Source organism: Kitasatospora sp. NPDC051853 (assembly GCF_044452665.1).
GTDB lineage: Bacteria > Actinomycetota > Actinomycetes > Streptomycetales > Streptomycetaceae > Kitasatospora.
Window position 1 is genome coordinate 66,435 of the sequence record NZ_JBITBY010000014.1, and the last position, 24,843, is coordinate 91,277.

General features: G+C 72.9%; 24 protein-coding genes and 1 tRNA gene. 15 read left to right on the plus strand and 10 right to left on the minus strand.

What is annotated here, in order from left to right; genetic code table 11:
- Positions 1-45: 45 nt before the first annotated feature.
- From ACIA8O_RS33120 to ACIA8O_RS33140, 5 genes are all read left to right on the plus strand, one after another.
- Positions 46-1,233, plus strand: coding sequence for a low temperature requirement protein A (locus ACIA8O_RS33120; RefSeq protein WP_396297720.1), 1,188 nt, complete (start codon positions 46-48; stop codon positions 1,231-1,233).
- Positions 1,230-1,808 carry an EF-hand domain-containing protein gene (locus tag ACIA8O_RS33125; RefSeq protein WP_396297721.1) on the plus strand — a complete coding sequence of 193 codons (579 nt, stop codon included), beginning with the start codon at positions 1,230-1,232 and terminating at the stop codon, positions 1,806-1,808. Before ACIA8O_RS33120 ends, ACIA8O_RS33125 begins: the two co-directional genes overlap by 4 nt.
- 37 nt (positions 1,809-1,845) lie before the next feature.
- The gene (locus tag ACIA8O_RS33130) at positions 1,846-2,493 is read left to right on the plus strand and encodes a pentapeptide repeat-containing protein (protein WP_396297722.1); all 648 of its coding nucleotides are present in this window, start codon (positions 1,846-1,848) and stop codon (positions 2,491-2,493) included.
- A gap of 123 nt (positions 2,494-2,616) precedes the next feature.
- Complete coding sequence (locus tag ACIA8O_RS33135; protein WP_396297723.1) at positions 2,617-3,372, plus strand: hypothetical protein; 756 nt, start codon at positions 2,617-2,619, stop codon at positions 3,370-3,372.
- Between the two features lie 199 nt (positions 3,373-3,571).
- Positions 3,572-5,638 carry a phosphocholine-specific phospholipase C gene (locus ACIA8O_RS33140; protein ID WP_396297724.1) on the plus strand — a complete coding sequence of 689 codons (2,067 nt, stop codon included), beginning with the start codon at positions 3,572-3,574 and terminating at the stop codon, positions 5,636-5,638.
- A gap of 38 nt (positions 5,639-5,676) precedes the next feature.
- On the opposite strand, the gene ACIA8O_RS33145 is transcribed toward ACIA8O_RS33140, so the two are convergent.
- The 3 genes from ACIA8O_RS33145 to ACIA8O_RS33155 all read right to left on the minus strand — a co-directional run bounded on the left by ACIA8O_RS33145 (position 5,677) and on the right by ACIA8O_RS33155 (position 7,514).
- On the minus strand, positions 5,677-6,471 hold the full coding sequence (locus ACIA8O_RS33145) for an aminoglycoside 3'-phosphotransferase (RefSeq protein WP_396297725.1): 795 nt from the start codon (positions 6,469-6,471) through the stop codon (positions 5,677-5,679).
- 99 nt (positions 6,472-6,570) lie between these two features.
- On the minus strand, positions 6,571-7,350 hold the full coding sequence (locus tag ACIA8O_RS33150; protein WP_396297726.1) for a sirohydrochlorin chelatase: 780 nt from the start codon (positions 7,348-7,350) through the stop codon (positions 6,571-6,573).
- Positions 7,305-7,514 carry a hypothetical protein gene (locus tag ACIA8O_RS33155; protein WP_396297727.1) on the minus strand — a complete coding sequence of 70 codons (210 nt, stop codon included), beginning with the start codon at positions 7,512-7,514 and terminating at the stop codon, positions 7,305-7,307. The genes ACIA8O_RS33150 and ACIA8O_RS33155 overlap by 46 nt, the downstream gene beginning before the upstream one ends.
- A gap of 221 nt (positions 7,515-7,735) precedes the next feature.
- Here ACIA8O_RS33155 and nirB point away from each other — a divergent pair, with 221 nt between their 5' ends.
- The 10 genes from nirB to ACIA8O_RS33205 all read left to right on the plus strand — a co-directional run bounded on the left by nirB (position 7,736) and on the right by ACIA8O_RS33205 (position 17,705).
- On the plus strand, positions 7,736-10,261 hold the full coding sequence (nirB, locus tag ACIA8O_RS33160; protein WP_396297728.1) for a nitrite reductase large subunit NirB: 2,526 nt from the start codon (positions 7,736-7,738) through the stop codon (positions 10,259-10,261).
- Positions 10,261-10,599 carry a nitrite reductase small subunit NirD gene (nirD, locus tag ACIA8O_RS33165; protein ID WP_396297729.1) on the plus strand — a complete coding sequence of 113 codons (339 nt, stop codon included), beginning with the start codon at positions 10,261-10,263 and terminating at the stop codon, positions 10,597-10,599. Before nirB ends, nirD begins: the two co-directional genes overlap by 1 nt.
- Positions 10,600-10,682: 83 nt before the next feature.
- Positions 10,683-10,964 (plus strand): hypothetical protein, encoded by a 282-nt coding sequence (locus tag ACIA8O_RS33170; RefSeq protein ID WP_396297730.1) that lies wholly within the window; start codon positions 10,683-10,685, stop codon positions 10,962-10,964.
- A 175-nt stretch (positions 10,965-11,139) separates the two neighbouring features.
- The gene (locus tag ACIA8O_RS33175; protein WP_396297731.1) at positions 11,140-12,192 is read left to right on the plus strand and encodes an MFS transporter; all 1,053 of its coding nucleotides are present in this window, start codon (positions 11,140-11,142) and stop codon (positions 12,190-12,192) included.
- Positions 12,189-14,480, plus strand: coding sequence for a molybdopterin oxidoreductase family protein (locus ACIA8O_RS33180; protein ID WP_396297732.1), 2,292 nt, complete (start codon positions 12,189-12,191; stop codon positions 14,478-14,480). The genes ACIA8O_RS33175 and ACIA8O_RS33180 overlap by 4 nt, the downstream gene beginning before the upstream one ends.
- Positions 14,481-14,484: 4 nt before the next feature.
- The gene (locus ACIA8O_RS33185; RefSeq protein ID WP_396297733.1) at positions 14,485-15,120 is read left to right on the plus strand and encodes a 4Fe-4S dicluster domain-containing protein; all 636 of its coding nucleotides are present in this window, start codon (positions 14,485-14,487) and stop codon (positions 15,118-15,120) included.
- Positions 15,117-15,731 carry a ubiquinol-cytochrome c reductase iron-sulfur subunit gene (locus ACIA8O_RS33190; protein ID WP_396297734.1) on the plus strand — a complete coding sequence of 205 codons (615 nt, stop codon included), beginning with the start codon at positions 15,117-15,119 and terminating at the stop codon, positions 15,729-15,731. Before ACIA8O_RS33185 ends, ACIA8O_RS33190 begins: the two co-directional genes overlap by 4 nt.
- Entirely contained in the window at positions 15,728-16,102 is a 375-nt protein-coding gene (locus ACIA8O_RS33195) for a DUF6755 family protein (protein WP_396297735.1), read from the plus strand. Before ACIA8O_RS33190 ends, ACIA8O_RS33195 begins: the two co-directional genes overlap by 4 nt.
- Positions 16,103-16,137: 35 nt before the next feature.
- A complete protein-coding gene (locus tag ACIA8O_RS33200; RefSeq protein WP_396297736.1) occupies positions 16,138-17,556 on the plus strand; it encodes an MFS transporter in 1,419 nt (472 codons plus the stop codon).
- Between the two features lie 75 nt (positions 17,557-17,631).
- Positions 17,632-17,705, plus strand: a tRNA-Lys gene (locus ACIA8O_RS33205).
- 49 nt (positions 17,706-17,754) lie between these two features.
- Here ACIA8O_RS33205 and ACIA8O_RS33210 read toward each other — a convergent pair.
- From ACIA8O_RS33210 to ACIA8O_RS33240, 7 genes are all read right to left on the minus strand, one after another.
- Positions 17,755-19,092 (minus strand): cytochrome P450, encoded by a 1,338-nt coding sequence (locus ACIA8O_RS33210; protein WP_396297737.1) that lies wholly within the window; start codon positions 19,090-19,092, stop codon positions 17,755-17,757.
- Positions 19,092-20,180, minus strand: a complete 1,089-nt coding sequence (locus ACIA8O_RS33215; protein WP_396297738.1) for a selina-4(15),7(11)-diene synthase — start codon at positions 20,178-20,180, stop codon at positions 19,092-19,094. The genes ACIA8O_RS33210 and ACIA8O_RS33215 overlap by 1 nt, the downstream gene beginning before the upstream one ends.
- Positions 20,181-20,350: 170 nt before the next feature.
- Entirely contained in the window at positions 20,351-21,778 is a 1,428-nt protein-coding gene (locus tag ACIA8O_RS33220) for a cytochrome P450 (RefSeq protein WP_396297739.1), read from the minus strand.
- A gap of 26 nt (positions 21,779-21,804) precedes the next feature.
- Positions 21,805-22,401 carry a GTP-binding protein gene (locus tag ACIA8O_RS33225; protein ID WP_396297740.1) on the minus strand — a complete coding sequence of 199 codons (597 nt, stop codon included), beginning with the start codon at positions 22,399-22,401 and terminating at the stop codon, positions 21,805-21,807.
- The gene (locus tag ACIA8O_RS33230) at positions 22,382-22,741 is read right to left on the minus strand and encodes a DUF742 domain-containing protein (RefSeq protein WP_396297741.1); all 360 of its coding nucleotides are present in this window, start codon (positions 22,739-22,741) and stop codon (positions 22,382-22,384) included. Before ACIA8O_RS33230 ends, ACIA8O_RS33225 begins: the two co-directional genes overlap by 20 nt.
- Positions 22,738-23,121, minus strand: coding sequence for a roadblock/LC7 domain-containing protein (locus ACIA8O_RS33235; RefSeq protein WP_380149641.1), 384 nt, complete (start codon positions 23,119-23,121; stop codon positions 22,738-22,740). The genes ACIA8O_RS33230 and ACIA8O_RS33235 overlap by 4 nt, the downstream gene beginning before the upstream one ends.
- A gap of 17 nt (positions 23,122-23,138) precedes the next feature.
- A complete protein-coding gene (locus ACIA8O_RS33240; protein WP_396297742.1) occupies positions 23,139-24,773 on the minus strand; it encodes an ATP-binding protein in 1,635 nt (544 codons plus the stop codon).
- Positions 24,774-24,843 lie beyond the last annotated feature (70 nt).

Consider the following 24,843-nt stretch of genomic DNA (forward strand, 5'->3'; position numbering starts at 1 on the left):
CAGGATCACTGCGACCCGCACCACTCCGAGCCGCCAGGTGGCCCCATGAGCAGAGACCTCCCCTCCCAACCCGCCGCGTTCCGGCGGATGACCGCGCGCAGCAAGGACGAGAGCCACCGGGTCGCCACGCCGCTGGAACTCTTCTTCGACCTCTGCTTCGTGGTGGCGGTCGCCCAGGCCGGGAAGCAGCTGGCGCACGACCTGGCCGAAGGACACCTGGGCGAAGGCCTGTTCGGCTACGCGCTGGCCTTCTTCGCCATCTGGTGGGCCTGGATGAACTTCTCCTGGTTCGCCTCCGCGTACGACGTGGACGACGTGCCGTACCGGCTGCTGACGCTGGTGCAGATCACCGGCGTGCTGATCCTGGCGGCCGGGGTGCCACGGATGTTCGACAGCCGGGACCTGACCCTGGCGGTGACCGGCTACGTGGTGATGCGCCTGGCCATGGTGACCCAGTGGCTGCGCGCCGCGGCCGCCGAGACCGGCGGGGCCAGGACCATGGCGCTGCGCTACGCGATCGGCATCACCATCTGCCAACTCGGCTGGGTCCTGGTGCTGTTGGTGCCGGAGGACAAGCTGGGCTGGGTGCTGCCACTGGGCATCCTGGCCGAGCTGGCCGTCCCGGTGGTGGCCGAGCTGCACACCCAGTCCGCCTGGCACCCGCACCACATCGCCGAGCGGTACGGCCTGTTCACCATCATCGTGCTGGGCGAGACGGTGGCCGCCGCCACCATCGCGATGCAGGCCGCCATCGACGAGCACGAGGCGCTGGACGAGCTGGTCCCGGTGGCGGCCGGCGGCATCCTGATCTGCTTCGCCGCCTGGTGGATCTACTTCGCCCGCCCGGTGCACCACATCCTCACCTCCAACCGCGCCTCCTTCCTGTGGGGCTACGGCCACTACCTGGTGCTCGGCTCCGCCGCCGCGATCGGCGCCGGCCTGGAGGTGGCGATCGAGTACAGCACCCACAAGGCGCACATCACCGCCGTCCCGGCGGCCGCGGCCGTGACCGTGCCCACCGCGCTCTTCCTGCTCACCGTCTGGGCCCTGCACTCACGGCACGTGAAGACCGGCATCGGCCAGGCCCTGCTGCCGGCCGCCTCGGTGGCCGTGCTCGGCTGCACCTTCCTGGGCGAACACGCCACCCTGGCAACCGGGTTGGTCTGCGCCGCCACCGTCGCCCTGGGCCTGGCCCTGGCGTCCCACGAGAACCCCACCGGAGGAACCGCATGACCTCGCACCCCACCACCGGCGATCTGCTCCGCGACAAGATCGCCTACGGCTTCGACCACCTGGACCGGGACGGCGACGGCCGGCTCACCGAGGCCGACCACGTGCTGATGGGCCGGGACAGCGCCCGCTCGCTCGGCCACCCGGCGGGCTCGCCCGAGGAGCACCGGATCGTCGAGGCCTACCTGCACGTCTGGCGCGAGCTCCACCTGCCCCGCCTGCCGGAGGGCAGCGAGGAGATCGGCCGGGAGGAGTTCATCGCCGGCACCCTGGGGCTGGCCGAGGACCCGGCCGCCGCCCGGGCCACCGTCGGCGCGCTGGCCGAGGTGTTCCTCTCGGTCGCGGACACCGACGGGAACGGGGTGATCGACCCGGACGAGTTCCACGCCTTCCAGCGCGGGCACTTCCCGGCCCTCGACCGGGAGACCTCCGACCTGGCCTTCTCCCGGCTCGACCGGGACGGCAACGGTACGCTCTCCCGTGAGGAGTTCGTCCAGGCCGTGGTGGAGTACTGGAGCAGCCGCGACCCCGAGGCCCCCGGCAACTGGTGGACCGGCAACCCGGCCTTCGCCCGGTAACGCCGCACCGGCCCCCGCCAGCCCAGGAGGCCCCGCCGTGCAGTCCGTCCCCGACCAGCTCGACGACCTGCCGTACGCGCACCTGCTCGCCCCGCACACCGGCCCGCTGCGCGGCGACCGCTACGACACCGTGCGGTTCGAGGGCCCCCTGGAGACGGTCTCGGCCGGCGGGGCCACCTTCCTGGAGTGCGCGTTCACCGGCACCGAGCTGTCGGGGGCGCGGCTGCGGCAGGCCCGGTTCAACGAGGTCTGGGTGCACGGCAGCCGCTGGGTCGCGGTGGACTGCGTGGAGAGCGAGTGGCAGGACGCGGGCCTGGTCTCCACCGTGCTGGCCGGGCTGACCGCCTACGGCTCGGCGGTGCGCCGGGTGGTGTTCCGCCAGTGCAAGCTGGAGGCGGTCAACCTGCGCGGCGCGGCGCTGCGGGACGTGGTCTTCGAGGACTGCCTGCTGCGGGACGTGGACTTCGGCGAGGCCAAGCTGACCGACGTCTCCTTCCCCGGCTCCACCCTGGAGGAGGTCCGCCTGGCCGGTGCCGTGCTCAAGCAGGCCGACTTCCGCGGCGCCCGCTCGCTCGGCCTCACCGACGGCCCGCACGGACTGCGCGGGGCCGTCCTCGGCTCCGCGCAGCTCTTCGAACTGGCGCCGCAGTTCGCCCAGGCGCTGGGGATCACCGTCAAGGACTGAGCGGTCCGGCGCCGGGCCGGGCGCGTCACGATCCCGCTTCGGGCCGGATGGCCGCCCCCTGCCGCGGGCATCGGTCCCGGTGACACCGGTCCCGGTGCCCGCGGGACGGAAAGGGTGGGGGACGTGTCCGAGCAGATCCTGATCGAGATCGGCGGCCCGGAGGACGGCTGCCACCCGGTGCGCGAGGCCGGGGCGGAGGAGAGCCGCGCCCCCGGGGCGACGGTGGTGACCGGTACCCGGGAGGAGCTGGCGCGGTGGGCCGGGGCCGCCGACCGCTACCGGGCTGCGGTGGCGGCGGCCCGGCCGCCGGGCGCCCGCGGCCGACCGGGCCGGCTGCTGGGCCGGGGCCCGGCCGGGGCCACCGGGGCCGAGGAGGCGTACCGGCCGGTCCGGGAGGAGATCGCGGCCCGGCTGGCGGAGCACCACGACCGCCGGGAGCGGGCCCTCCGGGCGGCCCGGGCGGAGCGGTTCCGGGCCGTGGCGGAGCGTCCGCTCTGGGGTCTGCTGGCCCCGGCCGGCATCGGGCCGGTCCGGGTGTACCGGTCGGACGCCGAGCCGCCACCGGAGGCGGACCCCGCCGCCGCGCCGCTGACGGCGCGTGAACTGGAGCACGCACTGCTGGAGTTGCGCACCGGCCGGACCCAGGTGATCGACTGGTACGGCCCGGCCTGCGCGGTCACCGAGGCGGACTGCTCCACTGCCGACGACCGGGTGTCCTTCGAGGCCTGGTGGGCCGCCGTCACGCTCTTCCCCTGGCAGCGCCACCGGTGGCTGCCCAGCCTGCCCGGGAGCCCGCCGGGGCCCGGCGGACACCGGGTGCCGGGCGAGGGTGTGAGCGGCTTCGGCTGCGGAGGTGCGGGCTGCGGGGGCGGGGTCTGAGCGGCTCGCCCGCCTCGCGTTCATCTCGCCTTCGCCCGGCGACCGGGCGTTGAACAGTCCAACAAGCCTTGATGGAAAGTCATGGACCCCGTCCGCGACCTGCGCAAAGATTCCGCTCGGCCGATGGCGTGCACACAACGTGTGCAGCCAACCCGGCCACCATCAGCGGCTTCTGTGGAGCGAAGGGACGGGCTGCGGGATGTCCGAGCTGAGTCGTAGGAAGTTCATGGCACTGTCGGCGACCGCGGCGGCCGGGGCGGCCGTCGCGGGGTCGGCCACGGTCGGCGGCGGGGCGGCGGAGGCGGCGGAGCAGTTCGGGCTGGACGCCACCGGCACGCTGACCGACGCCAAGCACATCGTGATCCTGATGCAGGAGAACCGGAGCTTCGACCACTACTTCGGCACCCTGCGGGGCGTCCGGGGCTTCGGCGACCGGGCCGCGATCCAGATACCCGGCGGGCACAGCGTCTTCAACCAGCCGAACGGCCTGGGCCGCCAGTACCCCTGGCTGTTCAGCGCCACCAGCCCGGCCGGCGGCCAGACCCCGGAGCGCCTCGCCCAGTGCAACGGCGACCTCGCGCACTCCTGGAACGACCAGCACAGCGCCTGGAACACCGGGAAGATGGACAACTGGGTCGCCGCCAAGTCCAGTGTCCGCGCGCTCGGTTACCTCAACCGCAAGGACATCCCGTTCCACTTCGCGCTGGCCGACAACTGGACCGTCGGCGACGCCTACTTCTGCTCCACGCTGAGCGCCACCGGCCCCAACCGCACCTTCCACTGGAGCGGCCAGATCGACCCGGAGGGCAAGGCGGGCGGCCCGGCCTACAACGGCGGCGACGAGTCCGGCCTGCGCTGGCAGACCTACGCCGAGGCGCTGGAGAACGCCGGGGTCAGCTGGAAGCTGTACCAGAACGCCGCCGACAACTACGGCGACAACGCGCTGGCCTACTTCAAGCAGTTCACCGACGCCCCGGCCGGCAGCCCGCTCAAGGTCAAGGGTATGGGCTCCGTCCCGAAGGTGACCGGCAAGACCCCGGACGACATCGCCGCGGCGATCCGGGCCGACGTGCTGAACGGGACGCTGCCGCAGGTGGTCTGGGTGGTCGCCGACGAGGCCTCCTCCGAGCACCCCTACGCGCCGCCGAACGACGGCGCGCACTTCGTGCACCTGGTGATGGACGCGCTCAACGCCGACCCGGCGGTCTTCAACTCCAGCATCATGTTCCTCAACTACGACGAGAACGACGGCTTCTTCGACCACGTGCCGCCGCCGGTGCCGGTGGCCGGGACGCCCGGGGAGTTCTACAACGGCCAGCCGATCGGCCTCGGCTTCCGGGTCCCGATGATCGCCATCTCGCCCTGGAGCCGCGGTGGTTGGGTCTCCTCGGAGGTCTTCGACCACACCTCGGTGCTGCGCTTCCTGGAGCGCTGGACGGCCGCCCTCGGCAAGCCCGCGGTCTGCCCGAACATCTCCGCCTGGCGGCGCAAGGTGACCGGCGACCTGACCGGCATGTTCGACTTCGCCCACCCGGTCTACGGGATGCCCGCGCTGCCCGACACCTCCTTCGTGATCGGCCAGTCGACCTGCGGCCCGCTGCCCAACCCCTCCCCCGCCAACAACGCGCTCCCGCTCCAGGAGCCCGGCACCCGGCCGGCCCGCGCCCTGCCGTACCAGCCCAACGCCAACCTGGACCACCTGGAGTTCGGCTCCGGCGGGGTGATGAAGGTCTGGATCAAGATGGCCAACGAGGGCGCCGTCGCCACCAGCGCCACCCACTTCGCGGCCTACGCCAACGCCTACCGCAGCGGCGGCCCGTGGCAGTACACGGTGGACCCGGGCGGCTCCACCAGCGACTTCTTCAACTGCGGCACCAACTTCGGCAACGGCCCGTACGACCTCAGCGTCACCGGCCCGAACCGCTTCCTGCGCCGCTTCAAGGGCGACGCCACCAAGGCGGGCAAGAGCGTCACCGTCACCGCCTCGTACGCCGACGCGCCGGACACCGGCAAGCCCGCCCTCTGGTTCCGCCTGGCCAACGCGGGCAGCTCGGCCGTGACCTTCACCGTCACCCCGAACAACTACCGCACCGACGGCCCGTGGACCTACACCGTCCAGCCCGGCGGCAACACCAGCGACTACTTCAACGCCGTCGCCTACCAGAACGGTTGGTACGACTTCACGGTCACCGTCAGCTCGGACTCCTCCTGGTCCCAGCGCTTCACCGGCCACCTGGAGACCGGTCTGCCCAGCGTCACCGGCTGACCCCTGCCGGGCCCTGCCCTCGGGGGCGGGGCCCGGCCTCAGTCGCAGAGCTCCCAGAGCAGCCGGTAGTAGGCGGTGCGCTCCGGATCGGGCGCCACACCGTAGGCCTCCAGCAGGAGTCCCTCCCAGCCGGGCCCGTAGTTCCACTCCAGGCTCCAGGTGACGATCGCCAGGTCGGCCCAGCGGTCGGCCACTCCGAGGTCGCCCAGGTCCACGTGGCCGGCGGCGGTCCCGTCCTCGCCGATCAGGGTGTTGGGCGCGCAGGCGTCACCGTGACAGACCACCAACCGGTCCACCGGCGGCGGGTCGGCCAGCAGTTCCAGCGCCCGCTCCACGGTGCCGACGTACGCCAACTCCTCGGGCCAGTCGGCCGGTTCGAGCCGCCCGGCGGCAGCCCGGGCCCGCACCGAGGCGATCCGGGTGGGCGCCGACCAGTCGAACGGGCAGTCCGCCACCGGCAGTGCGTCGTGCAGCGCCCGCAACCCGGCGCCGAGCGCGCGCACCGCCCGCTCCGGCTCGCGCTCCCACCGCTCGTCCACCGCCGAGTCCCCGGGCAGGCCCGCGGTGACCAACCAGCTGCCACCGTGGTCCGAACCCCGCTCCAGCACCCGGGGCACCGTCGCGTACGTCCCGGCCCAGGCCAGCCGGGCCGCCTCGGCGGACAGGTCGATGCCGTTCCCGGCGGGATTCCACTTCACGAACGTGCGCTCGCCGTCGCCGACCTGGAAGGTCAGACCACCGAGCTCGTTCTCCCAGACGGCCCGCACCGGGCGGCCGGCGGCGTACTCACGGACGAACTCCGGTACCTCGACCGGACCCTGCGGCGTAGTCATGGCGCCATTCTCACCGGGCGGCCCTTCGGGTCCAAACGTTTTACGGACGGAAGCGGTCCCCCCGGGGGCACGAGGAACGTACGTGGTCACCCCGGGGCGCTAGGAACGTACGTGGTCACCCCGGGGGCGCGAGGAACGTACGTGGTCACCCCGGGGGCGCGAGGAACTGCGCGCGGGGGAACGGCAGCACGTGCAACTGGCTGACGGCGGTTCAGTTGCCGGTGAGCCGCCTTCCGATTCGCGCAGTTCCCCGCGCCCCCGGGGTGACCACTTTCCGGCCACGGTCAGCTCGCGCTGGCCGAGGGCGTAGCGGCGCAGCACCGCACGGGCGATCAGCGGGTGGTCGGCGAGCGGGGCCGTGACGGCCCAGGCACCGGCGGCGGGGAGGGCGGCGGTGAAGCGGCCCGGGGCGAGCAGGTGGGCGGCGACCGCGACCCGGCGGTACCCCTCGGCCCGGAGCTCCGCGACGGCGTGCGGGACGGTGGGCCGGGCGGCGGAGCAGTAGGCGGTGCGCACCGGGACGCCGCCGCCGAGCAGCAGCTCCAGCTGGGCGGCGGCCGCCAGCGCGCCGTCGTTGCCGCCCGGCCGGGTGGAGCCGGCGGCGGCCATCACCACGGCGTCGGCCCGGTCGGCGGCCCGCTCCTCGGCCTCCCGGAGCCGCCTGTGCAGTGCCAGCCCGACCGTGGCGGCGGCGCCGCTCAGGCCGGGCGTGACCACGGCCCGCACCCCGGGGGCGGCGGCCACCACGCCGGGGACGTCCACCGCGCGGTGGTAGCCGTCGCCGAGCAGCAGCGGCACCACCACGGCCCCGTCCTCCGCGCCCTCCAACCGCGTCAGCAGCTCGGCCAGCGAGGGCGTCTGCACGTCCAGGTGACCCACCAGCGGGTGGCGCCCCGCCAGGGCCCCAGCCGGGAGCACAGCCGGGCCACGGTGCGCACCGCCGCCGGGGCGGCGCTGCCGTGCACCGCCAGCACCAGCGGCGGCCCGCTGCGGCCGGCGGCGGGCAGCGGGCCCGGTTCACGGGTCTGGGCGAAGACGGTCATGGGACTCCTCCTTGCGCCTCCCACGCTAGGCGGCCGCCCCCGGCCGGCGGACCGGGCCGAGGCCACCGGCTCCGGGGCCGAAGGTCCCCCGCCCTGCTCCGCTCCGCCCGGTGTCACCCGGGCCCAAAGTCCTTTCTGCTCGGGCCCTTTACTCGTGGGCCGCCCGCCGCCCCGGAACTACGGTCGGAGACAGGAGCACCCGCGCAGGAGGAGCACGCACCATGACGCCCAAGACCCTGGTCCTCGTCGGACACGGCATGGTGGGCCAGCGTCTGCTGGCCGCCCTGGCCAGGCGCGGGGCCTTCGAGCGGGACTGGCGGGCCGTGGTGCTGGCCGAGGAAAGCCGCCCCGCCTACGACCGGGTGCACCTCTCGGCCCGTTTCACCGGCACCTCCCCCGACGAACTCACCCTGGCCGGGCCGGAGTTCTTCGCCGAGCACGGCATCGAGCTGCACCTCGGCGACCCGGCCGCCGCGCTGGACACCGCCCGACGGACCGTCACCACCGAGGGCGGCCGCACCGTCGGCTACGACGCCCTGGTGCTGGCCACCGGCTCCTACCCGTTCGTTCCGCCGGTGCCCGGCGCGGACGCCCCGGGCTGCTTCGCGTACCGCACCCTGGAGGACGTGGACGCGATCACCGCCCACGCGGCGGCCGGTGCCCGCAGCGGCGTGGTGGTCGGCGGCGGCCTGCTCGGGCTGGAGGCGGCCGGTGCGCTGCGCAGCCTGGGGCTGCGCACCGGCGTGGTCGAGTCCGCCCCCCGGCTGATGCCGCTCCAGCTGGACGAGGGCGGCGGGGCCGCCCTGCGCGGGGCGGTCGAGGGGATGGGCATCGGCGTGCACACCGGCGTCGGGGCCCAACGGGTCGAACTGGACGCCGACGGCGCCGTCACCGGGCTGCGGCTGAGCGACGGTCAGCTGGTCGACGCCGACCTGGTGGTCTTCTCCGCGGGCGTCCGCCCCCGGGACCGGCTGGCCCGGGAGGCCGGGCTGCTCTGCGGCGACCGCGGCGGCGTCGCGGTGGACCGCCACTGCCGCACCACCGACCCGGCGGTCTACGCCGTCGGCGAGTGCGCCCAGGCCTGCGACGGCCGGGTCTACGGCCTGGTGGCCCCCGGCTACCGGATGGCCGAGGTGGTGGCCGGGCAGCTGCACGGCGACGGCGAGCCGTTCTTCGCCGGCGCCGACACCGACACCGAGCTCAAGCTGCTCGGCGCCGACGTGGCCAGCTTCGGCGACCCGTTCGCGGCCGGCGGCCGCGCCGTCGAGGTGCAGTTCTCCGACTCCGGCTCCGGGGTCTACAAGAAGCTGGTGCTCGGCGCCGACGGCCGGCTGCTCGGCGGCATCCTGGTCGGCGACGCCACCGCGTACAGACTGCTGCGCCCGCACACCGGCACCGAACTGCCCGCCGCCCCCGAGTCGTTCCTGCTCCCGGCCGCCGGGGACGGGGCGCCGCCCGGGGCCGAGCTGCTGCCGGACGAGGCGGTGGTGTGCAGCTGTCACAACGTCACCAAGGGCGCCGTCCGGGCCGCCGTGGCCGAGGGCGTCACCGAGCTCTCCGACCTGAAGGCCTGCACCGGGGCCGGTACCGGCTGCGGCGGTTGCACCGGGCCCCTGCAGTCCCTGCTGGACGGCTTCGGCGTGCAACGCCGACCGGGCCTGTGCGAGCACTTCACGCTCTCCCGCGCCGAGCTCTACCAGGCAGTCGTGGAAGGGCGGTTGACCTCCTTCGCGGAGGTGCTGGCCGCGCACGGCAACGGCGACGGGGACGGCTGCGCGGTCTGCAAGCCGGTGGTCGGCTCGATCCTGGCCACCCTCGGCCCCGAACTCGGGCTGCGCCACGTGCTCGACCCGGGGCAGCGCGGCCTCCAGGACTCCAACGACCGCTACCTGGCCAACCTCCAGAAGGACGGCACCTACTCGGTGGTGCCGCGCATCCCCGGCGGCGAACTGACCGCCGAACAGCTGATCGTGATCGGCGAGGTGGCCCGGGACTTCGGGCTCCACACCAAGGTCACCGGCGGCCAGCGGATCGACCTGTTCGGCGCCCGGCGCGAGCAACTCCCGGCGATCTGGCGGCGGTTGGTGGACGCCGGCTTCGAGTCCGGCCACGCCTACGGCAAGTCGCTGCGCACCGTGAAGTCCTGCGTGGGCAGCCGCTGGTGCCGCTTCGGCCAGGGCGACTCGGTGCAGCTGGCGATCGACCTGGAGCTGCGCTACCGGGGCCTGCGCACCCCGCACAAGGTCAAGGGCGGGGTCTCCGGCTGCCTGCGCGAGTGCGCGGAGGCCCGGGGCAAGGACATCGGCGTGATCGCCACCGCCAAGGGCTGGAACCTCTACGTCGGCGGCAACGGCGGCACCACCCCGCGCCACGCCGACCTGCTGGCCGCCGACCTCTCCACCGAGGAGCTGCTCCGGCTCACCGACCGCTTCCTGATGTACTACGCCCGCACCGGCGAGCGGCTGGAGCGCACCGCCGCCTGGCTGGAGCGGCTGGGCCTCGACCACGTCCGCGCGGTCGTGGTGGACGACTCGCTCGGGCTGGCCGCGGAACTCCAGGCCCAGGCCGAGCGCCACGTGGCCGCCTACCAGGACGAGTGGGCGGCGGTGCTGGCCGACCCGGCCAAGCTCCGCGCCTTCGCCCCCTTCGTCAACGCCCCCGCCGACCCCGTCCGCTTCCTCGACTCCCCGACCGCCCCCACCCCGACCGCCCCCGCCCCGACCGCCCGAGCCCTCCAGGAGCAGTGATGAACCGCACCGGCCAGGTCCAGGTCCAAGCCCCCGACGGCACGTGGGTCACCGTCTGCGCCTACGAGGAGCTCGAACCGGGCTGCGGGGTGGCCGCCCTGCTCCCGCGGGGCGAGCAGGCCGCCGTCTTCCGGACGCCCGGCGGCGAGGTGCACGCCGTCGGCAACCGCGACCCGTTCTCGCACGCCGACGTGATCGCCGACGGCATCACCGGCAGCGTGGACGGGGTGCCCACGGTGGCCTCCCCCATGTACAAGCAGACCTTCGACCTGCGCAGCGGCGTCTGCCTGGACGCCCCGGACACCGCCCTCCCGGTCTACCCGGCCCAGGTGGTCTGACCCGGCCCCGCACCGCCGTGGCTGGCCGATCGGACGGCCCGGGGGGAGCCTGGAGGGGTCCCCGGTACTGGGAGGTGAGCGGGATGGAACCGCAGGCGGAGTTCGGCCCGGAGCGGTACGCGAAGCCGCGGCCGGTGGGCGGGCCGCGCGGGTACTGGCACCTGCTGGAGGAGGTGCAGACGTCCACGGTCGCGGTGCTGCTGTCGCTCTCGGTCGGGCTGGTCCTGATCGCCGTGCAGATGGGAGGCAACGCGATCGCCCTGGCGGTGTTCTGCGCGGTCTGGGCCGTCACCCTGCTGGCGGTGGCCGGCTGGGCGGGCCACCGGCGGGAGGTGCAGGCGGCCGGACGGCACCGGATGGTCTGACCCCGGACACCGAGCCCCCGGCGGCCGAACCGTCGGGGGCTCGGTGCTGCCCGGCTCCGCCGTCGAAGGGCCCCGCTTCCTCACTCCCGCTCCCTCACTCCGGCGGCTCACCCCGCGCGCGGATCCGACGGACCGTCAGTAGCTTGCGGAACAGGTCGAGCGAAGGAGCGGACGGGTGGCACGAGGTCGGTCGGTGGCGGTGCGGGCGTCCTTGGCGGCCACGGGGGCGACGCTGCTCCTGTTGGTGGCCATCGTGCTCGGCAGCCGCGGTCTCAGGGACTTCGACTCGGCCCTGGTGCCGTACGCGGTCGCGACGGTCTTCCTCACCTTCGGGGTGGTCCACCGCTACGTGGTCTGGGTCTCCGCCCCGGCCGCCCGCAGGCTCTTCAAGCAGGGCTGGCGCTCCGCGCTCTCCTGGCAGAACCTGCGCCGGGCCCCCACCGCGCTGCCGAAGATGATCGTCACCTACCTGGGCTTCCAGAAGTTCCTCGGCGCCCGCTCGCACGCCCGCTGGGTGGCGCACCAACTCATCTTCTGGGGCTGCCTGTTGGCCGCCGCGATCACCTTCCCGCTGACCTGGGGCTGGTTCACCTTCACCGCCTCCAGCGCGACCGGCCCCGGCTACGAGATGCGGATCTGGGGCTTCAAGGTGCTCGGCTTCGCCTCGGACTCCTTCCTCGGCTGGTCGATGTACCACGGCCTGGACCTGGCGGCCGTGCTGGTGATCGCCGGGGCCGGCTACTTCCTCTGGCGCCGGATGCGCGACCGCGGGGCCACCACCGGCCAGCGCTTCGGCTACGACTTCGTCCCGCTGCTGGCGCTGATCACCATCTCGGTGACCGGCCTGCTGCTGACCTTCTCGGCGATGTTCCTGCACGGCGGCGGCTACGAGTTCCTCGCCCTGCTGCACATGGCCTCGGTGGTGCTCACCCTGGTGTACCTGCCGTTCGGCAAGTTCTTCCACATCGTGCAGCGCCCGGCGGCGGTCGGCATGCAGCTGTTCAAGTACACCTCGAAGAAGAAGGACCCGGCCGCTCCCGACGACCTGTTCGCCTGCAAGAACTGCGGCGAACCGATCGACACCCCCGAGTACGTGGCCAACCTGCGCTCCACCATGCAGGACCTGAAGCTCGGCTTCGACCAGTGGGCGGAGTACTGCCCTCGCTGCAAGCGGGTGCTGCGCGGCGGCGCCTACCTCTCCCAGGTGAAGAAGGGCTTCGACCGTTGAGCGAGCGTGTGGACCCGACCGTCGCCCCGCGCGGCACCCGGAACTTCCGGGACGCGGGCGGCCTGCCCGCCGCCGGCTGGCGGGCCGACCAGACCGAGCAGACCCTGGTGCCCACCCACTGCTGCTTCTGCGGGGTGCAGTGCGGGATGTACCTGCGGGTGGACGGCCACGGCAAGGTGTTCGGCGTCGAGCCGCGCAACCACGACATCAACCGGATGCGCCTGTGCCCCAAGGGCATCAACGCCTACCAGCAGGTCAACCACCCGGACCGGCTGGCCTCGCCGCTGATGCGCCGCAGCCGGGACGAGCCCTTCCAGCAGGTGAGCTGGGAGAAGGCGCTGGACCACACGGTGAGCGAGATCCGCCGGATCCAGGCCGAGCACGGGGCGGACGCCTTCGGCCTGCTCGGCGGGGCCAGCCTGTTCTCCGAGAAGACGTACCTGGTCGGCAAGTTCGCCCGGGTCGCGCTCAGGACCCGGCACGTGGACTACAACGGACGGCTGTGCATGGTGAGCGCGGCCGGGGCCAACAAGCTGGCCTTCGGCATCGACCGGGCGGCCAACCCGTTCTCCGACATCCTGCGCACCGACTGCCTGCTGATCGCCGGCTCCAACGTCGGCGAGTGCTTCCCGGTGATGACCCAGTACCTCTGGGGCGCCCGGGACCGCGGCGCCAAGCTGATCGTGGTGGACCCGCGGGAGACGGCGGTGGCCCGCACCGCCGACGTGCACGTGGCGCTGCGCTCCGGCACCGACGCGGTCTTCTTCAACGCGGTGCTGAACGTGGTGATCGAGGACGGCCTGACCGACGAAGCCTTCATCGCCGCCCACTGCACCGGCTGGGAGGAGCTGAAGGCCACCGTCAAGGCCTACCCACCGAGCCGGGCGGCCGAGGTCTGCGGCATCCCGGAGCACCAAGTCGTCGAGGTGGCACGGATGTTCGGCACCGCCGGGAAGGCGATGGCCTGGCACGCGCGCGGCATCGAGCACCACACCCAGGGCGTGGAGAACTGCCTGACCGTCATCAACCTGTGCGCCGCCACCGGCAACCTCGGCAGGCCCGGCGCCGGCTACGGCACCATCACCGGCCAGGGCAACGGCCAGGGCGGCCGCGAGCACGGCCAGAAGTCCGACCTGCTACCGGGCGGGCGCTCCATCAACGACCCCGAGCACCGGCGGCAGATCTGCGAGATCTGGGGCATCGAGGAGTCCGAGCTGCCGCAGGCCGGCACCTCGATGATGGAGATGGTCTGGCAGATGCGGCGGCAGGAGATCCGCGGCCTGATCGGCATCTGCAACAACCCCTTCGTCTCACTGCCCAACTACGCGGTGGTGAAGGAGGGTTACGACGCCCTGGAGTTCCACGCCCAGTTCGACTTCTTCCTCTCCGAGACGGCGCAGAACGCCCACGTGGTCTTCCCGGTCACCACCTGGGCCGAGGACGAGGGTGTGATGGCCAACGCCGAGGCCCGGGTGGTCAAGCACAACAAGGCCCAGGAGCCGCCGGCCGGGGTGCGCACCGACACCTGGGTGATGTGCGAGCTGGCCCGGCGGCTCGGGGTCGGCGACAAGTTCGACTTCGCCGGCTCCCGGGAGGTGTTCGACGAGCTGCGGCTCGCCTCCCGGGGCACGGTGATCGACTACTACGGCATCACCTACGAGCGGCTGGAGGAGACCGGCGGCATCGTCTGGCCCTGCCCGGACACCGACCACCCGGGCACCCCCCGGCTGTTCGAGGGCGGGAGGACGTACCACGCCGACGGCAAGGTGCACCTCCAGACGGTCGAGTGGCACCCGCCGGCCGACCCGTACGACGAGGACTTCCCGATGACGCTGACCACCGGCCGCACGGTGGCGCACTTCCTGTCGGGCAACCAGACCCGGCGCCTGGGCGCCCTGGTGGAGCAGACCCCGCGCCCCTGGGTCGAGGTGCACCCCTCGCACGGCTTCCGCACCGGCGATCCGGTCCGGGTGGTCACCCGGCGCGGCGAGTCGGTGCTGCCGGCCCTGGTCACCGAGGCGATCCGGGCCGACCACGTCTTCGTGCCGTACCACTGGCCCTCCCCGGTGGCGGCCAACGCGCTGACCGTCGACGCCCTCGACCCGCGCTCCAAGATCCCCGAGTACAAGGTCTGCGCCGTCCGGATCGAACGGGCCGCCGACCTGGACGAGGTGCCCGCGCCGCCCACCCCGCCGGGGCGGGAGGCGTACCCCGAGGCCCAGGCCTCACGGACCGACCCACTGCCACCCACCTCGCCGCAGGGCCGCGGCACCGCGGAGAGGAGCTGATCCCGTGCTGGGACGCACCATCTTCATCGACCCGGGCCGGTGCATCGGCTGCCAGGCCTGCGTCTCGGCCTGCCGGGAGTGCGACTCGCACCGGGGCAAGTCGATGATCCACCTCGACTACCCCGACGAGGGCCACTCGGCGGCCTCGCTGCCCACGGTCTGCATGCACTGCGAGGACCCGGTCGCCCCGTGCGCCGAGGTCTGCCCGGCGGACGCCATCCTGATCACCGCCGACGGGGTGGTCCAGGAGGCCGACCCGACCCGGTGCATCGGGTGCGCGAACTGCGTCAACGCCTGCCCGTTCGGGGTGCCGAAGATCGACCTCGAGGCCAAGCTCCAGATGAAGTGCAACCTCTGCTACGACCGCACCAGTTACGGCCTGGCCCCGATGTGCGCGACGGTCTGCCCGACCGGGGCACTGTTCTACGGCACCATCGAGGAGCTCCAGGCCGAGCGGCCGAACGTGGACGTCTCCACCCTCTTCGCCTTCGGCGACGTCACCGTCTCCACCGGCGTCGCCATGGTGGTGCCCGCCGAACGCCGGGACGCCGCACCCGGCGCCGCCGTACCCGGTGGCTACCCCGCACTCGACGTGATCGAGGTCAACGGGCGTGCCACGCCCGGGAACGGAGCGCTGTGACCACCCCTCAGGCACCGGAGTCGGCCGACCTCTCCGAGGAGCACGCGGCCCTGGTGGACCGGATCAGCGCCGACTCGCTGACCACCCGCCGGGACTACCTGCGGATCGTGGCCACCGTCTCCGGCGGCCTGGTGGTCGGCTCCACTGTGGTCTCCGCCGGGGTGCTGCACCGGCACGGCGACGGCAGCGCTCCCCCGCTCAAGGTGGCCGAGAACCTGCCCCGCGGCCAGGCTGTGACCTTCAACTACCCCGGCGAGCACGACCGGGCGATGGCCATCCGGCTGATGGACGGCACCGTGGTCGGCTACTCCACCGTCTGCACCCACCTGGCCTGCGGGGTGCTCTGGCGCAAGGAGCGCGGCAGCGAGGGCGAGCTCCACTGCCCGTGCCACGAAGGGGTGTTCAGCGCCCGGACCGGCGAGGTGACGGCCGGCCCGCCGCCCCGCCCGCTGCCCCGGGTGATCGTGGTCGAGGACGAACAGGGCGCGGTCTGGGCGATCGGCACCGCGCGCTCCGGCGAGACCGAACGGGCCGGGCTCTGCCGCGGCCTGCGGGAGGACAACCCGGTGCTGGCCGAACGGGCCGGCTGCAACGCCGAGGGGGCGTCATGACCCGCCCCGAGGACTTCCGCACCTACCCCGAGGACTTCCACCCGGGCAGCGAACAGCCCCGGCTGAACCGCCCCGTCGAGGAGCGCTACCCGCAGATCCGGGCCACCAGCGGCTACGCCGACCCCCGGGTCACCCGGACCGGGCCCGGCCCCGGCGCGGGCACCGAGCAGGAGCCGGAGCGCTCGGCCGTCCTGACCGCCCGTCTGGTGCTGGCGATCACCGTCGTGATCGGCCAGCTCTGGGCCCTGACGGTGGCCACCAACGCCTGGATGAAGGGCGAGACCGCCACCGCCTGGTGGTGCACCGGCTTCTCGGCCGCCTCCTTCCTGGTCGTGCTGCTGGCGTGGCGGATCTCGCCGCGCGACCACTGAACTCCGATACTGAACTCCGGCCAGGGACGGTTGAGTTGAGCACCCTCGACGAGAAGGCCCGCAGTCACCGCCGGGAGAGCTACCGCCCCGGCAGCACCATCACCACCTGGGAGCCGGAGGACCCGTCCTTCTGGTCCGCCACCGGCGCCAAGGTCGCCAACCGCAACCTCTGGGTCTCGGTGCCCGCCCTGCTGCTGGCCTTCGTGGTCTGGCAGGTCTGGTCGGTGACGGTGGTCCAGCTGAGCAAGGTCGGCTTCACCTACAGCGACTCGCAGAAGTTCTGGCTCACCGCCGTCCCCGGCCTCACCGGCGGGCTGGGCCGGCTCGTCTACACCTTCGTCGGCCCGGTGGTCGGCGAGCGGAGGTGGACCGCCCTCTCCACCGTCGTCCTGATCGGGCCGCTGCTCTGGCTGGGCTTCGCGGTGCAGGACACCTCGACCCCGTACTGGGAGATGGTGGTGATCGCCGCGCTCTGCGGCGTCGGCGGCGCCAACTTCTCCTCCTCGATGGTCAACATCGGCTTCTTCTTCCCCAAGGCGAAGAAGGGCAACGCCAACGGCATCAACGGCGGTCTGGGCAACCTGGGCGTCAGCGTGGTGCAGTTGGTCGCCCCGCTGGTGATCACCGCGGGCATCCTCGGCCCGCCGGCCGGCGGGCCGCAGGAGCAGAAGGACGGCACCGAGGTCTGGCTGCAGAACGGGGCCTTCCTCTGGGTCCCGCTGCTGGTGCTGATGGCGGTGGCGGCCTGGTTCCTGATGAACGACCTCAAGGTCGCGGCCGCGCCGTTCTCCAAACAGAAGGTCATCTTCCGGCGCAAGCACAACTGGCTGATGACCCTGCTCTACGTCGGCACCTTCGGCTCCTTCATCGGCTTCGCCTCCGCCCTGCCGAACCTGATCAACACCACCTTCACCCCGATCGACCCCGCCTACTCCGCCACCACCTACGCCTGGGTCGGCCCCTTCATCGGCGCCCTCACCCGCTGGCTCGGCGGCTGGATCGCCGACCGGACCGGCGGCGCCTGGTGCACCGTCATCTCCTTCGTCGGGATGGGCGCCTCGATCGTCGTGGTGATCAACGCCCTGCCGTCGGGCGGCGGCCAGGGCAACTTCTGGGTCTTCTACGTCGGCTTCCTCTGCGCCTTCTTCTTCTCCGGCATCGGCAACGGCTCCACCTTCCGCCAGATCCCGGTCATCTTCCTCAACCAGCACCGCGCGGCCGCCGGCCCCGACCCCGCCGCCCAGGAGGAGGCCCGGCACCAGGCCGAGATGGAGGCCGGCGCCGTCACCGGCTTCTCCGCCTCCATCGCCGCCTTCGGCTTCTTCTTCATCCCCGCGATGTTCGCCCTCTTCCCCGTCACCAGCTCCCTCTGGGTCTTCGTCGGCTTCTACGTCGTCTGCCTGGTCGTCTGCTGGTGGTTCTACGCCCGCAAGGGCGCCGAGGCCCCCAGCTGACGCCGCTCTCCGTGGTCGGGGCGTCACGATTTCCGTCCGGCCGCCCCGATCGCGTAGAGTCTCCGACGTCAGCAGGCGCCGCTAGCTCAGTTGGTTAGAGCAGCTGACTCTTAATCAGCGGGTCCGGGGTTCGAGTCCCTGGCGGCGCACAGACAGCCGGAAGGCCCCCCATCGACGGATGGGGGGCCTTCCGGCGTCTCACCTGGGAGTGACGGTCATCGGGATGCGATCGGCGTGCGGCATCGCGGCCATCACCTCGGCGGGCTCCTGACCCGCCACCGGGTGGAACCGCCAACGGCGGAGCAGGGCGACCAGGGTGACGGTCAGTTCGGCCCGGGCAACGGCGTCGCCGATGCACTGGCGGGCGCCGGCGCCGAACGGGAAGAAGGCCTCCCGGGGGCGGTCCCGGTCCGGATCGAAGCGGCGCGGGTCCGGGTAGTGGACCGGGTGCTGGTGCACGGCGTAGAGACTGAAGGCGACCTCGGTGCCCACCGGGATCACCGTTCCGGCCAGCTCGACCGGGGCGACGGTGCGGCGCATCAGCATGGTGACGGCGTGCAGCCGGAGCACCTCGTCCACCACCTTCCGGGCGTAGCCGAGCCGGGGCAGGTCCTCGAAGGTGACCGGGCCCCCGCCGAGCACCTCGTCGATCTCGGCCAGCAGCTTCTGCTCCACCTCGGGGTGGCGGGCGATCTCGTGCAGCGCCCAGCCGAGCGTGGTGGCGACGGTCTCGGTGCCGGCGAACAGAACGGTGACCAGCTCGTCCCGGACCTCGGCGTCGGTGAGGGTCTCGCCGGTATCCGCGTCCTGGGCGGCCAGCAGCATGGAGAGCAGGTCGGTTCCGGTGGTCCCGTCGGCCCGGGCAGCGGCGACCACCTGGTCGATCACCGCGCGCAGTCCGGCCGCGGCCCGGTCGAACCGCCGGTTGGCCGGGATCGGCAGGCGGTCGAAGAGCTTCGGCGAGACGGACCGGACCAGCATGTACTTCAGGATCACCGGCACGTCCCGGCGGACCGCGGCGACCGCGGGCGCGGCCAGCTCACCGGAGAACATCGTGGCGGCCAGCGTGGAGATGGAGTACTCGCCGAGCAGTCGGGTGAGTTCGTACTCCTGACCGGGCCGCAGCGAGCCGGCCAGCTCCTCCGCCTGACGGGCGATCACCTCGCAGTACCCGGCCACCTGGGTCCGGTGGAAGGCGGGCTGGATCAGCCGCCGGTGCCGCCGGTGCACCGGGGTGGTGGCGGTGGCCAGGCCGTCCCCGACCATCGAGCGCACCCGGTCGAACAGCCGGCCCTTCTCGAAGCTGGACCCGTGCGTCACCATGACCGCGTGGGCCAGCTCCGGGGTGGTCACGAAGTACACCGGCATGGTGCCGAGCTCGAGCCGGACCAGCTCACCGACCTCGGCCAGCGAGCGGACGAAGCCGAGCGGATCGCGGGTCAGCGACAGCATGTGCCCGAGCAGGGGGAGCCGGCCGGGAGCGGTGGGGACGACCGCGACGGCGGTGGCGGGAGTGGTGTCGGGGGCGGTGGTCATCAGGCGGCCCGCACCAGGGGCGAGGAGGGCGCGGAGCTCTCCGGGTCGAGGTCCCACCACCAGGAGACGGCCGGTATGTCCAGCGGTCTACGGCTGGAGTCGGTGGGGAACTCGGTGAAGGCGGAGGGGAGTTCGGCCGGGTCGTCCGGGGTGGTGTAGCGCAGTGAACTGATCCCCCAGTCCTGCGAGCCCCGGATGAAGGCCTCCAGGCCGCCCACGTACTGCCGCAACTGCGGGCTGCCACCGGCGCGCAGCCGCTCGCAGAGCCGGACGAACAGGCAGAGCACCCGGTCCCGCTGGGCGATCGCCCGGGCCACCGCCTGCTCGGTGGTCAGCCCGTACGCCTGCTCCAGCACCCGGATCACGTTCAGGTAGTAGCCACCGGACCGGCTCTCCTTGTGGTGCGAGAACAGGTCGTTGTCCCAGCAGATCACGAAGTAGGCCATCTCGGCGGCGGCCCGGACATCGGTCCGGTCCCGCTCGTGCGGCGGGAGTTCCTCGCCGTGGCCCATCTCCAGCAACCGCAGCACCACCGAAGCGGCACCACCGTAGATCCGCATCAGGGTGTAGTCGTTCAGTCCGGGCACGACGCCCCGGCTGCGGTGCTCGGCCTCCCATCCGACCGAGAGGAAGTACTCGCGCAACGCGTCGACCCAGCGGGCGAGTTGGCCAGGGGTGGCATACCCGTCGAGTCGACGGCTCAGGTCCCGCAGGCCGGCCGCCAGCGGGTCGTCCAGCAGCATCGGCGCCTCGGGGTTCTGCGCCACTCTGAGCAACTGGGACAGTCGGCCCAGCAACTGCCCCGGACGGGTGCCGAGTTCGCCGCCCTCGCAGTAGCCGTCATCCACTCCGAACAGCCAGAACACGGAGTCGGAGACGATGGAGACCATCTCCTCGCGGCCGGTCGGCAGGATGCGCGCGGCGAAGGTCCCGATGGAGTGCCGGGCCAGTTGGCCGCGCAGCTCGGGGGTGCCGATCGAGAAGGCCTCGGCCCAGTCCGCGGTCCGGCGGTCGATCCGCTCGTGGCTGGGGTGGACGGCCGGCCGGTACGGGGAGTAGATCGGCGGAACCATGGTCAGCTCGGACACTGTCCGTCCTCGGTAGCAGCGGTCATCTCGCCACTTCGGCCGGACAGTTGGGACTGCCCGGCCGAAGTGATCACGCCACCATTGATCGCGGACAGGCGCGAACCAGTCAAGAGCATGTCCACGCCAATGGCCGAAACCGATCGCCGTCGGTCCGGTGCCCGGAGCCTGGCCTAGCCCCGGCGCACCAGGGCGGTCAGTACACACCACCAGCTACGGCGCTGCCGCGGCAGGTTGGCCGGTTGTACCGGTACCTCGGGTTCCGCTACCCGCGTCGCACCGGGCACTGGTTCGGCCGCGACCCTCGCCGCGGGGACCTTCGGCCGCCCCGGCGTGAACCGCACCGGCAGCTCGGTCAGGTGCCGGGCCAGGAACTGCCCGCTCCAGTTGAGCTCGTCCTCACGGCCCGCGAGCCGCAGGTCCGGCAGCCGGGTGAGCAGCACGTCGATGCCGGTCTCCGCGATCGCCCGGCCGACGTCCTGGCCCGGGCACTCGTGCGGGCCGCCGCTGAACGCCAGGTGCGAACGGTTCCCGTACAGCGGAGTGCCGAGGTCCGGGCGGACCTCCGGGTCGACGTTGCCGGCCGCCAGGCCGAGGATCACCATGTCACCGGCCTTGATCTGCTTGCCGCCCAGCTCGGTGTCGATGGCGGCCCACCGGCCGGGGATCAGCGAGAGCGGCGGGCTGTCCCAGAGCACCTGGTCCAGCGCGTCCGGCAGGGTCATGTGCCCGCCGGAGAGGTTGGCCCGGAAGCGGCCGTCGGTGAGCACCATCCGGAGCGTGTCGGCGATCAGGTTGACGGTGGTCTCGTTGGCCGCCAGCAGCACCAGCCGCAGGTGCTCCATCAGCTCGTCGTCGGTGAGCCCCGCCTCGTGCTGGATCAGCCAGCTGGCCAGGTCGTTGCCGGGCTCGGCCTTCTTGCGCTCGACCAGCTGACGGAGCATCTGGGCCACGTACTCGTTGCTGGCGAACGCGGTCTCGGTGCCCTTCATCAGGTCCCGGACCGCCGCCACCAGCTGCGGGCCGTACTCCTCCGGCATACCGATCAGCTGGGTCATCACCAGCATCGGCAGGTGCTCGGCGAACTGCGCCACCAGGTCGGCGGTGCCGGCCCCGGTGAAGCCGTCGACCAACTGGTCCGCGAAGCGGGTGACGTGCCGGCGTATGCCGCGGCGGTCGAAGCGGTCCAGGCCGTCGGTCACCGCTCCGCGCAGCCGCCGGTGCTCGGCGCCGTCCGCGAACAGGCAGATCGGCTGCCAGGCCAGGATCGGCATCAGCGGCGAGTCCATCGCCACCTCGTTGTTCCGGAACGCCGACCACCGGCGGGAGTCCCGGGAGAACCTGGAGGGGTTGCGCATCGCGGTCAGGTTGGCGGAGTGGCCGAGCACCATCCAGGCCGGCAGGTCACCGGGCAGCAGGACCGGCGCCACCGCGCCGTGCTCGGCCCGCAGCTTCTCGTAGAGACCACTGGGGTCCGCCTCGGCCTCGGGGCCGTACAGCCTGCGTATGCCGTCCGGGCCCAGCCCGTGGGCCGGGCAGCCGGGCGGCGGGGTGAGCGAACCGTCGAGCGTGGTCTCGAACGGGCCGTCGGTGGTGGTCACTGGTTCTCCGGAAGTGGAAGGTGAGTTCAGGAGGTGAGCGAGTACAGGTAGCGCATCAGGGCGAGCAGCACGTCGCGGCTGGACTCCCGGCTGCGCGCGTCGCAGAGCACGATCGGGACCTCGTCCGGCAGGTCGAGCGCGCCGCGCAGCTCCTCGACGGGGTGGCCCGGCGAGTCCGGGAAGGCGTTGACCGCGACCACGAAGGGGACACCGCGCTCCTCCAGCCGCCCGATCACGTCGAAGCTGACCTCCAGCCGGCGGGTGTCGACCAGCACCACCGCGCCGAGCGCGCCCTCGAACAGGCCGTTCCAGAGGAACCAGAACCGCTGCTGGCCCGGGGTGCCGAAGAGGTAGAGCACCAGCTCGTCGTTGATGCTGATCCGGCCGAAGTCCATCGCCACGGTGGTGACGGTCTTGCGCTCCACCCCGGCGACGTCGTCCACCTCCTCGCCGGCCCGGGTCATGGTCTCCTCGGTGGTCAGCGGACGGATCTCGCTGACCGAGCCGACCAGGGTGGTCTTGCCCGCCCCGAACCCGCCGACGATCACCACCTTGACGGCGGTGGCCACCGAGTCCGCCAGCACGTCCACGCCGGAGGGGGCGTCAGAGCCTCTGAAGTCCATTCATCACCGCTTCGATCAGGGCACGGTCGGGGAGTTGGGCCTTGGGGACGGGCGCCCGCGCCTCGACCCGGTCCTCGGCCAGCAGGTCGGCCAGCAGGACGGTGACCACGCTCATCGGCAGGGCCAGATGGGCGGAGACCTCCGCGACCGACAGGGGCGACTCGCACAGCCGCAGGATCGCCGCCTTCTCGGGCTGCATCGCGGGCCGCGGACGGGACTTGGCCACGACCAGGGTGACCAGGTCGAGCACGGTCCGCTCGGTCGCCCCGCTGCGGCCGCGGGTGATCACGTACAGGCGCTCCGGATGGCCTTCGTCCCACTCCGTCCCGCGCTCGGTCATGCGACCTGCTCGCCGCGGACGGGTGTGCTCAGGTGCTCGCCGATCCTGGCGACCAGGTCCCGCATCCGCTGGCCCATCAGACCGGCGTCCACGCCCTCGTCGGCCAGCACCGCGAGGTAGGCCCGGGCGCCGGCCGCCATCAGGTAGAAGAAGCCGCCGGAGATCTCGATCACCACCAGGCGCATCCGGCCGTCCCCGTGCGGGAACTCGGTGCCGATCGCGGTGGCCAGGCTCTGCAGGCCGGCGCAGGCCGCGGCCAGCCGGTCCGCCGTGTCGGTGTCGGCGCCGTACTGGGCCATCCGCAGCCCGTCCGACGAGAGCACCACGACGTTCCGGGTCTGCGGAACGCCCTCGGCCAGCTCCTTGAGCATCCAGTCCATGTTGGCCCGCTGCTGAATCACTGCTCACCCTTACTGCCCGTGGTACTGCCTGTGGTACCTGACGAATGGTCACTGGTCCGCTCCGACTGGCCGTTCACGCCTTCGCTGAAGGCGGCCAGCCACATGCCCGGCTGGACCGGCTCGGCGGCGGCCGGAGCGGCCGGGGCGGGAACGGCGCGGTACTGCGCGGTGGGGTAATGCGCGGTGGGGTACTGCCCGGTGGGGTACTGCCCGGTGGAGTCCTGCGACACCGGGGCGGCCGCGGCCGGCTGGGCCGACGGCGCGGAGGCCGGACGGGCGTGGCGGCGACGCTGCGGCAGACCGCTGGCGGCCCGCTCGGTCACCACCACGGGGGCGTCCTCGGCCCAGCTGTGCTCGGGCCGGGCCTGCGGCCCGGACGGGTCCGGACGGGGTCCGGTGACCGCCGCGCGGACCGGAGCCGCCGGGGCGGCCGGACGACCGGCAGGGCGCGGGCCGGAGGCGGCGCCGATGCCGTGCGCCCGGTCCGAGCTGGCCGGGGTCGCGGTCAGCAGGTCCTGGGGGACGATCAGCACCGCGCGCACACCGCCGTACGCGGACGGCCGGAGCGAGACCTGGAAGCCGTACGCCTGCGCCAGGCGCCCGACCACCGCCAGACCCAGACGCGGGGTCTCACCGAGGTCCTTGAGGTCGATGCCCTCCTGCGCCTCGCGGAGCATCCGCTCGGCCCGGGCCCGGCCCTCCTCACTGAGGCTCAGACCGCCGTCCTCGATCTCGATCGCGATACCGGTCTGCACCTCGACCGCCGTCAGGTGCACGTTGGTCTGCGGCGGCGAGTAGCGCGTCGCGTTGTCCAGCAGCTCGGCCAGCGCGTGGATCAGCGGCTCGACCGCCGGGCCGACCACCGCCACCTCGGAGACCGGGTGCAGCTCGACCCGCTGGTAGTCCAGGATCCGCGAGACCGCGCCGCGCAGGACACTGTAGAGCGGGACGCCCTTGTTCCACTGGCGGCCGGGGCGGGCCCCGCCGAGCACCGCGATGGAGTCCGCCAGACGGCCCACCAGCGCGTTCCCGTGGTCCAGCCGCAGCAGGTCCTCGAAGACCGCCGGGTCGTTGCCGTGCCGGTCCTCCATCTCCCGCAGGTCCTGCGCCTGCCGGTGCACGATCGCCTGCACCCGGCGCGCGATGTTCACGAAGGCCCGCTGCGCCGACTCACGCAGACCCTCCTCCGCGTCCACCGCCTCCAGCACGGTGCGCAGCACCGCGTGACGGGCCTGCTGGAAGCCGGCCGAACCGGTGCCGGAGCCCGACTCGCGCAGCACGTCCTCCAGGAACTCGCCGCCCTGGAGCCGGGCCACCGCCTGCGGCAACGCCTCGGCCAGCCGGGCGGTCTGCTCCTCCTGCTCGGCCAACTGCTGCCTGAGCTCGGCCTCCTGGCGGGCCGCCCGCTCCTGGAAGGTGGCCAGCGCCCGCCCGCGACGGGCCGACTCGGCGGCCACCACGGCGACTATCAGGGTGGCCACTCCGCCGCACCAGCCGACGGCCCAGCGCGCGGTGTCGTCCATCAGCGCGGTGGCCGCGGCGGCCGCGGCGGCGGTCAGCGCGGTGGGCAGGAGCCATCCCAGCCCGGCCGCGGGGCGCCGATCCCCGGATGACGATCCAGCACCAAGCATCAGCGTCCTCAACTGTCGGAAGGTGTACGGAACATCGGACCGCGTACCGGCCTTGGAAGGGGCCCCTCCA

What these genes read in the sequence shown, in the direction of transcription:
- ACIA8O_RS33120 (WP_396297720.1), top strand. Translation starts at nt 46, where the DNA reads ATGAGCAGAGACCTCCCCTCCCAACCCGCCGCGTTCCGGCGGATGACC.
- ACIA8O_RS33125 (WP_396297721.1), top strand. Translation starts at nt 1,230, where the DNA reads ATGACCTCGCACCCCACCACCGGCGATCTGCTCCGCGACAAGATCGCC.
- ACIA8O_RS33140 (WP_396297724.1), top strand. Translation starts at nt 3,572, where the DNA reads ATGTCCGAGCTGAGTCGTAGGAAGTTCATGGCACTGTCGGCGACCGCG.
- ACIA8O_RS33145 (WP_396297725.1), bottom strand. Translation starts at nt 6,471, where the DNA reads ATGACTACGCCGCAGGGTCCGGTCGAGGTACCGGAGTTCGTCCGTGAG.
- ACIA8O_RS33155 (WP_396297727.1), bottom strand. Translation starts at nt 7,514, where the DNA reads ATGACCGTCTTCGCCCAGACCCGTGAACCGGGCCCGCTGCCCGCCGCC.
- nirB (WP_396297728.1), top strand. Translation starts at nt 7,736, where the DNA reads ATGACGCCCAAGACCCTGGTCCTCGTCGGACACGGCATGGTGGGCCAG.
- nirD (WP_396297729.1), top strand. Translation starts at nt 10,261, where the DNA reads ATGAACCGCACCGGCCAGGTCCAGGTCCAAGCCCCCGACGGCACGTGG.
- ACIA8O_RS33170 (WP_396297730.1), top strand. Translation starts at nt 10,683, where the DNA reads ATGGAACCGCAGGCGGAGTTCGGCCCGGAGCGGTACGCGAAGCCGCGG.
- ACIA8O_RS33195 (WP_396297735.1), top strand. Translation starts at nt 15,728, where the DNA reads ATGACCCGCCCCGAGGACTTCCGCACCTACCCCGAGGACTTCCACCCG.
- ACIA8O_RS33210 (WP_396297737.1), bottom strand. Translation starts at nt 19,092, where the DNA reads ATGACCACCGCCCCCGACACCACTCCCGCCACCGCCGTCGCGGTCGTC.
- ACIA8O_RS33225 (WP_396297740.1), bottom strand. Translation starts at nt 22,401, where the DNA reads ATGGACTTCAGAGGCTCTGACGCCCCCTCCGGCGTGGACGTGCTGGCG.
- ACIA8O_RS33230 (WP_396297741.1), bottom strand. Translation starts at nt 22,741, where the DNA reads ATGACCGAGCGCGGGACGGAGTGGGACGAAGGCCATCCGGAGCGCCTG.
- ACIA8O_RS33235 (WP_380149641.1), bottom strand. Translation starts at nt 23,121, where the DNA reads ATGGACTGGATGCTCAAGGAGCTGGCCGAGGGCGTTCCGCAGACCCGG.
- ACIA8O_RS33240 (WP_396297742.1), bottom strand. Translation starts at nt 24,773, where the DNA reads ATGCTTGGTGCTGGATCGTCATCCGGGGATCGGCGCCCCGCGGCCGGG.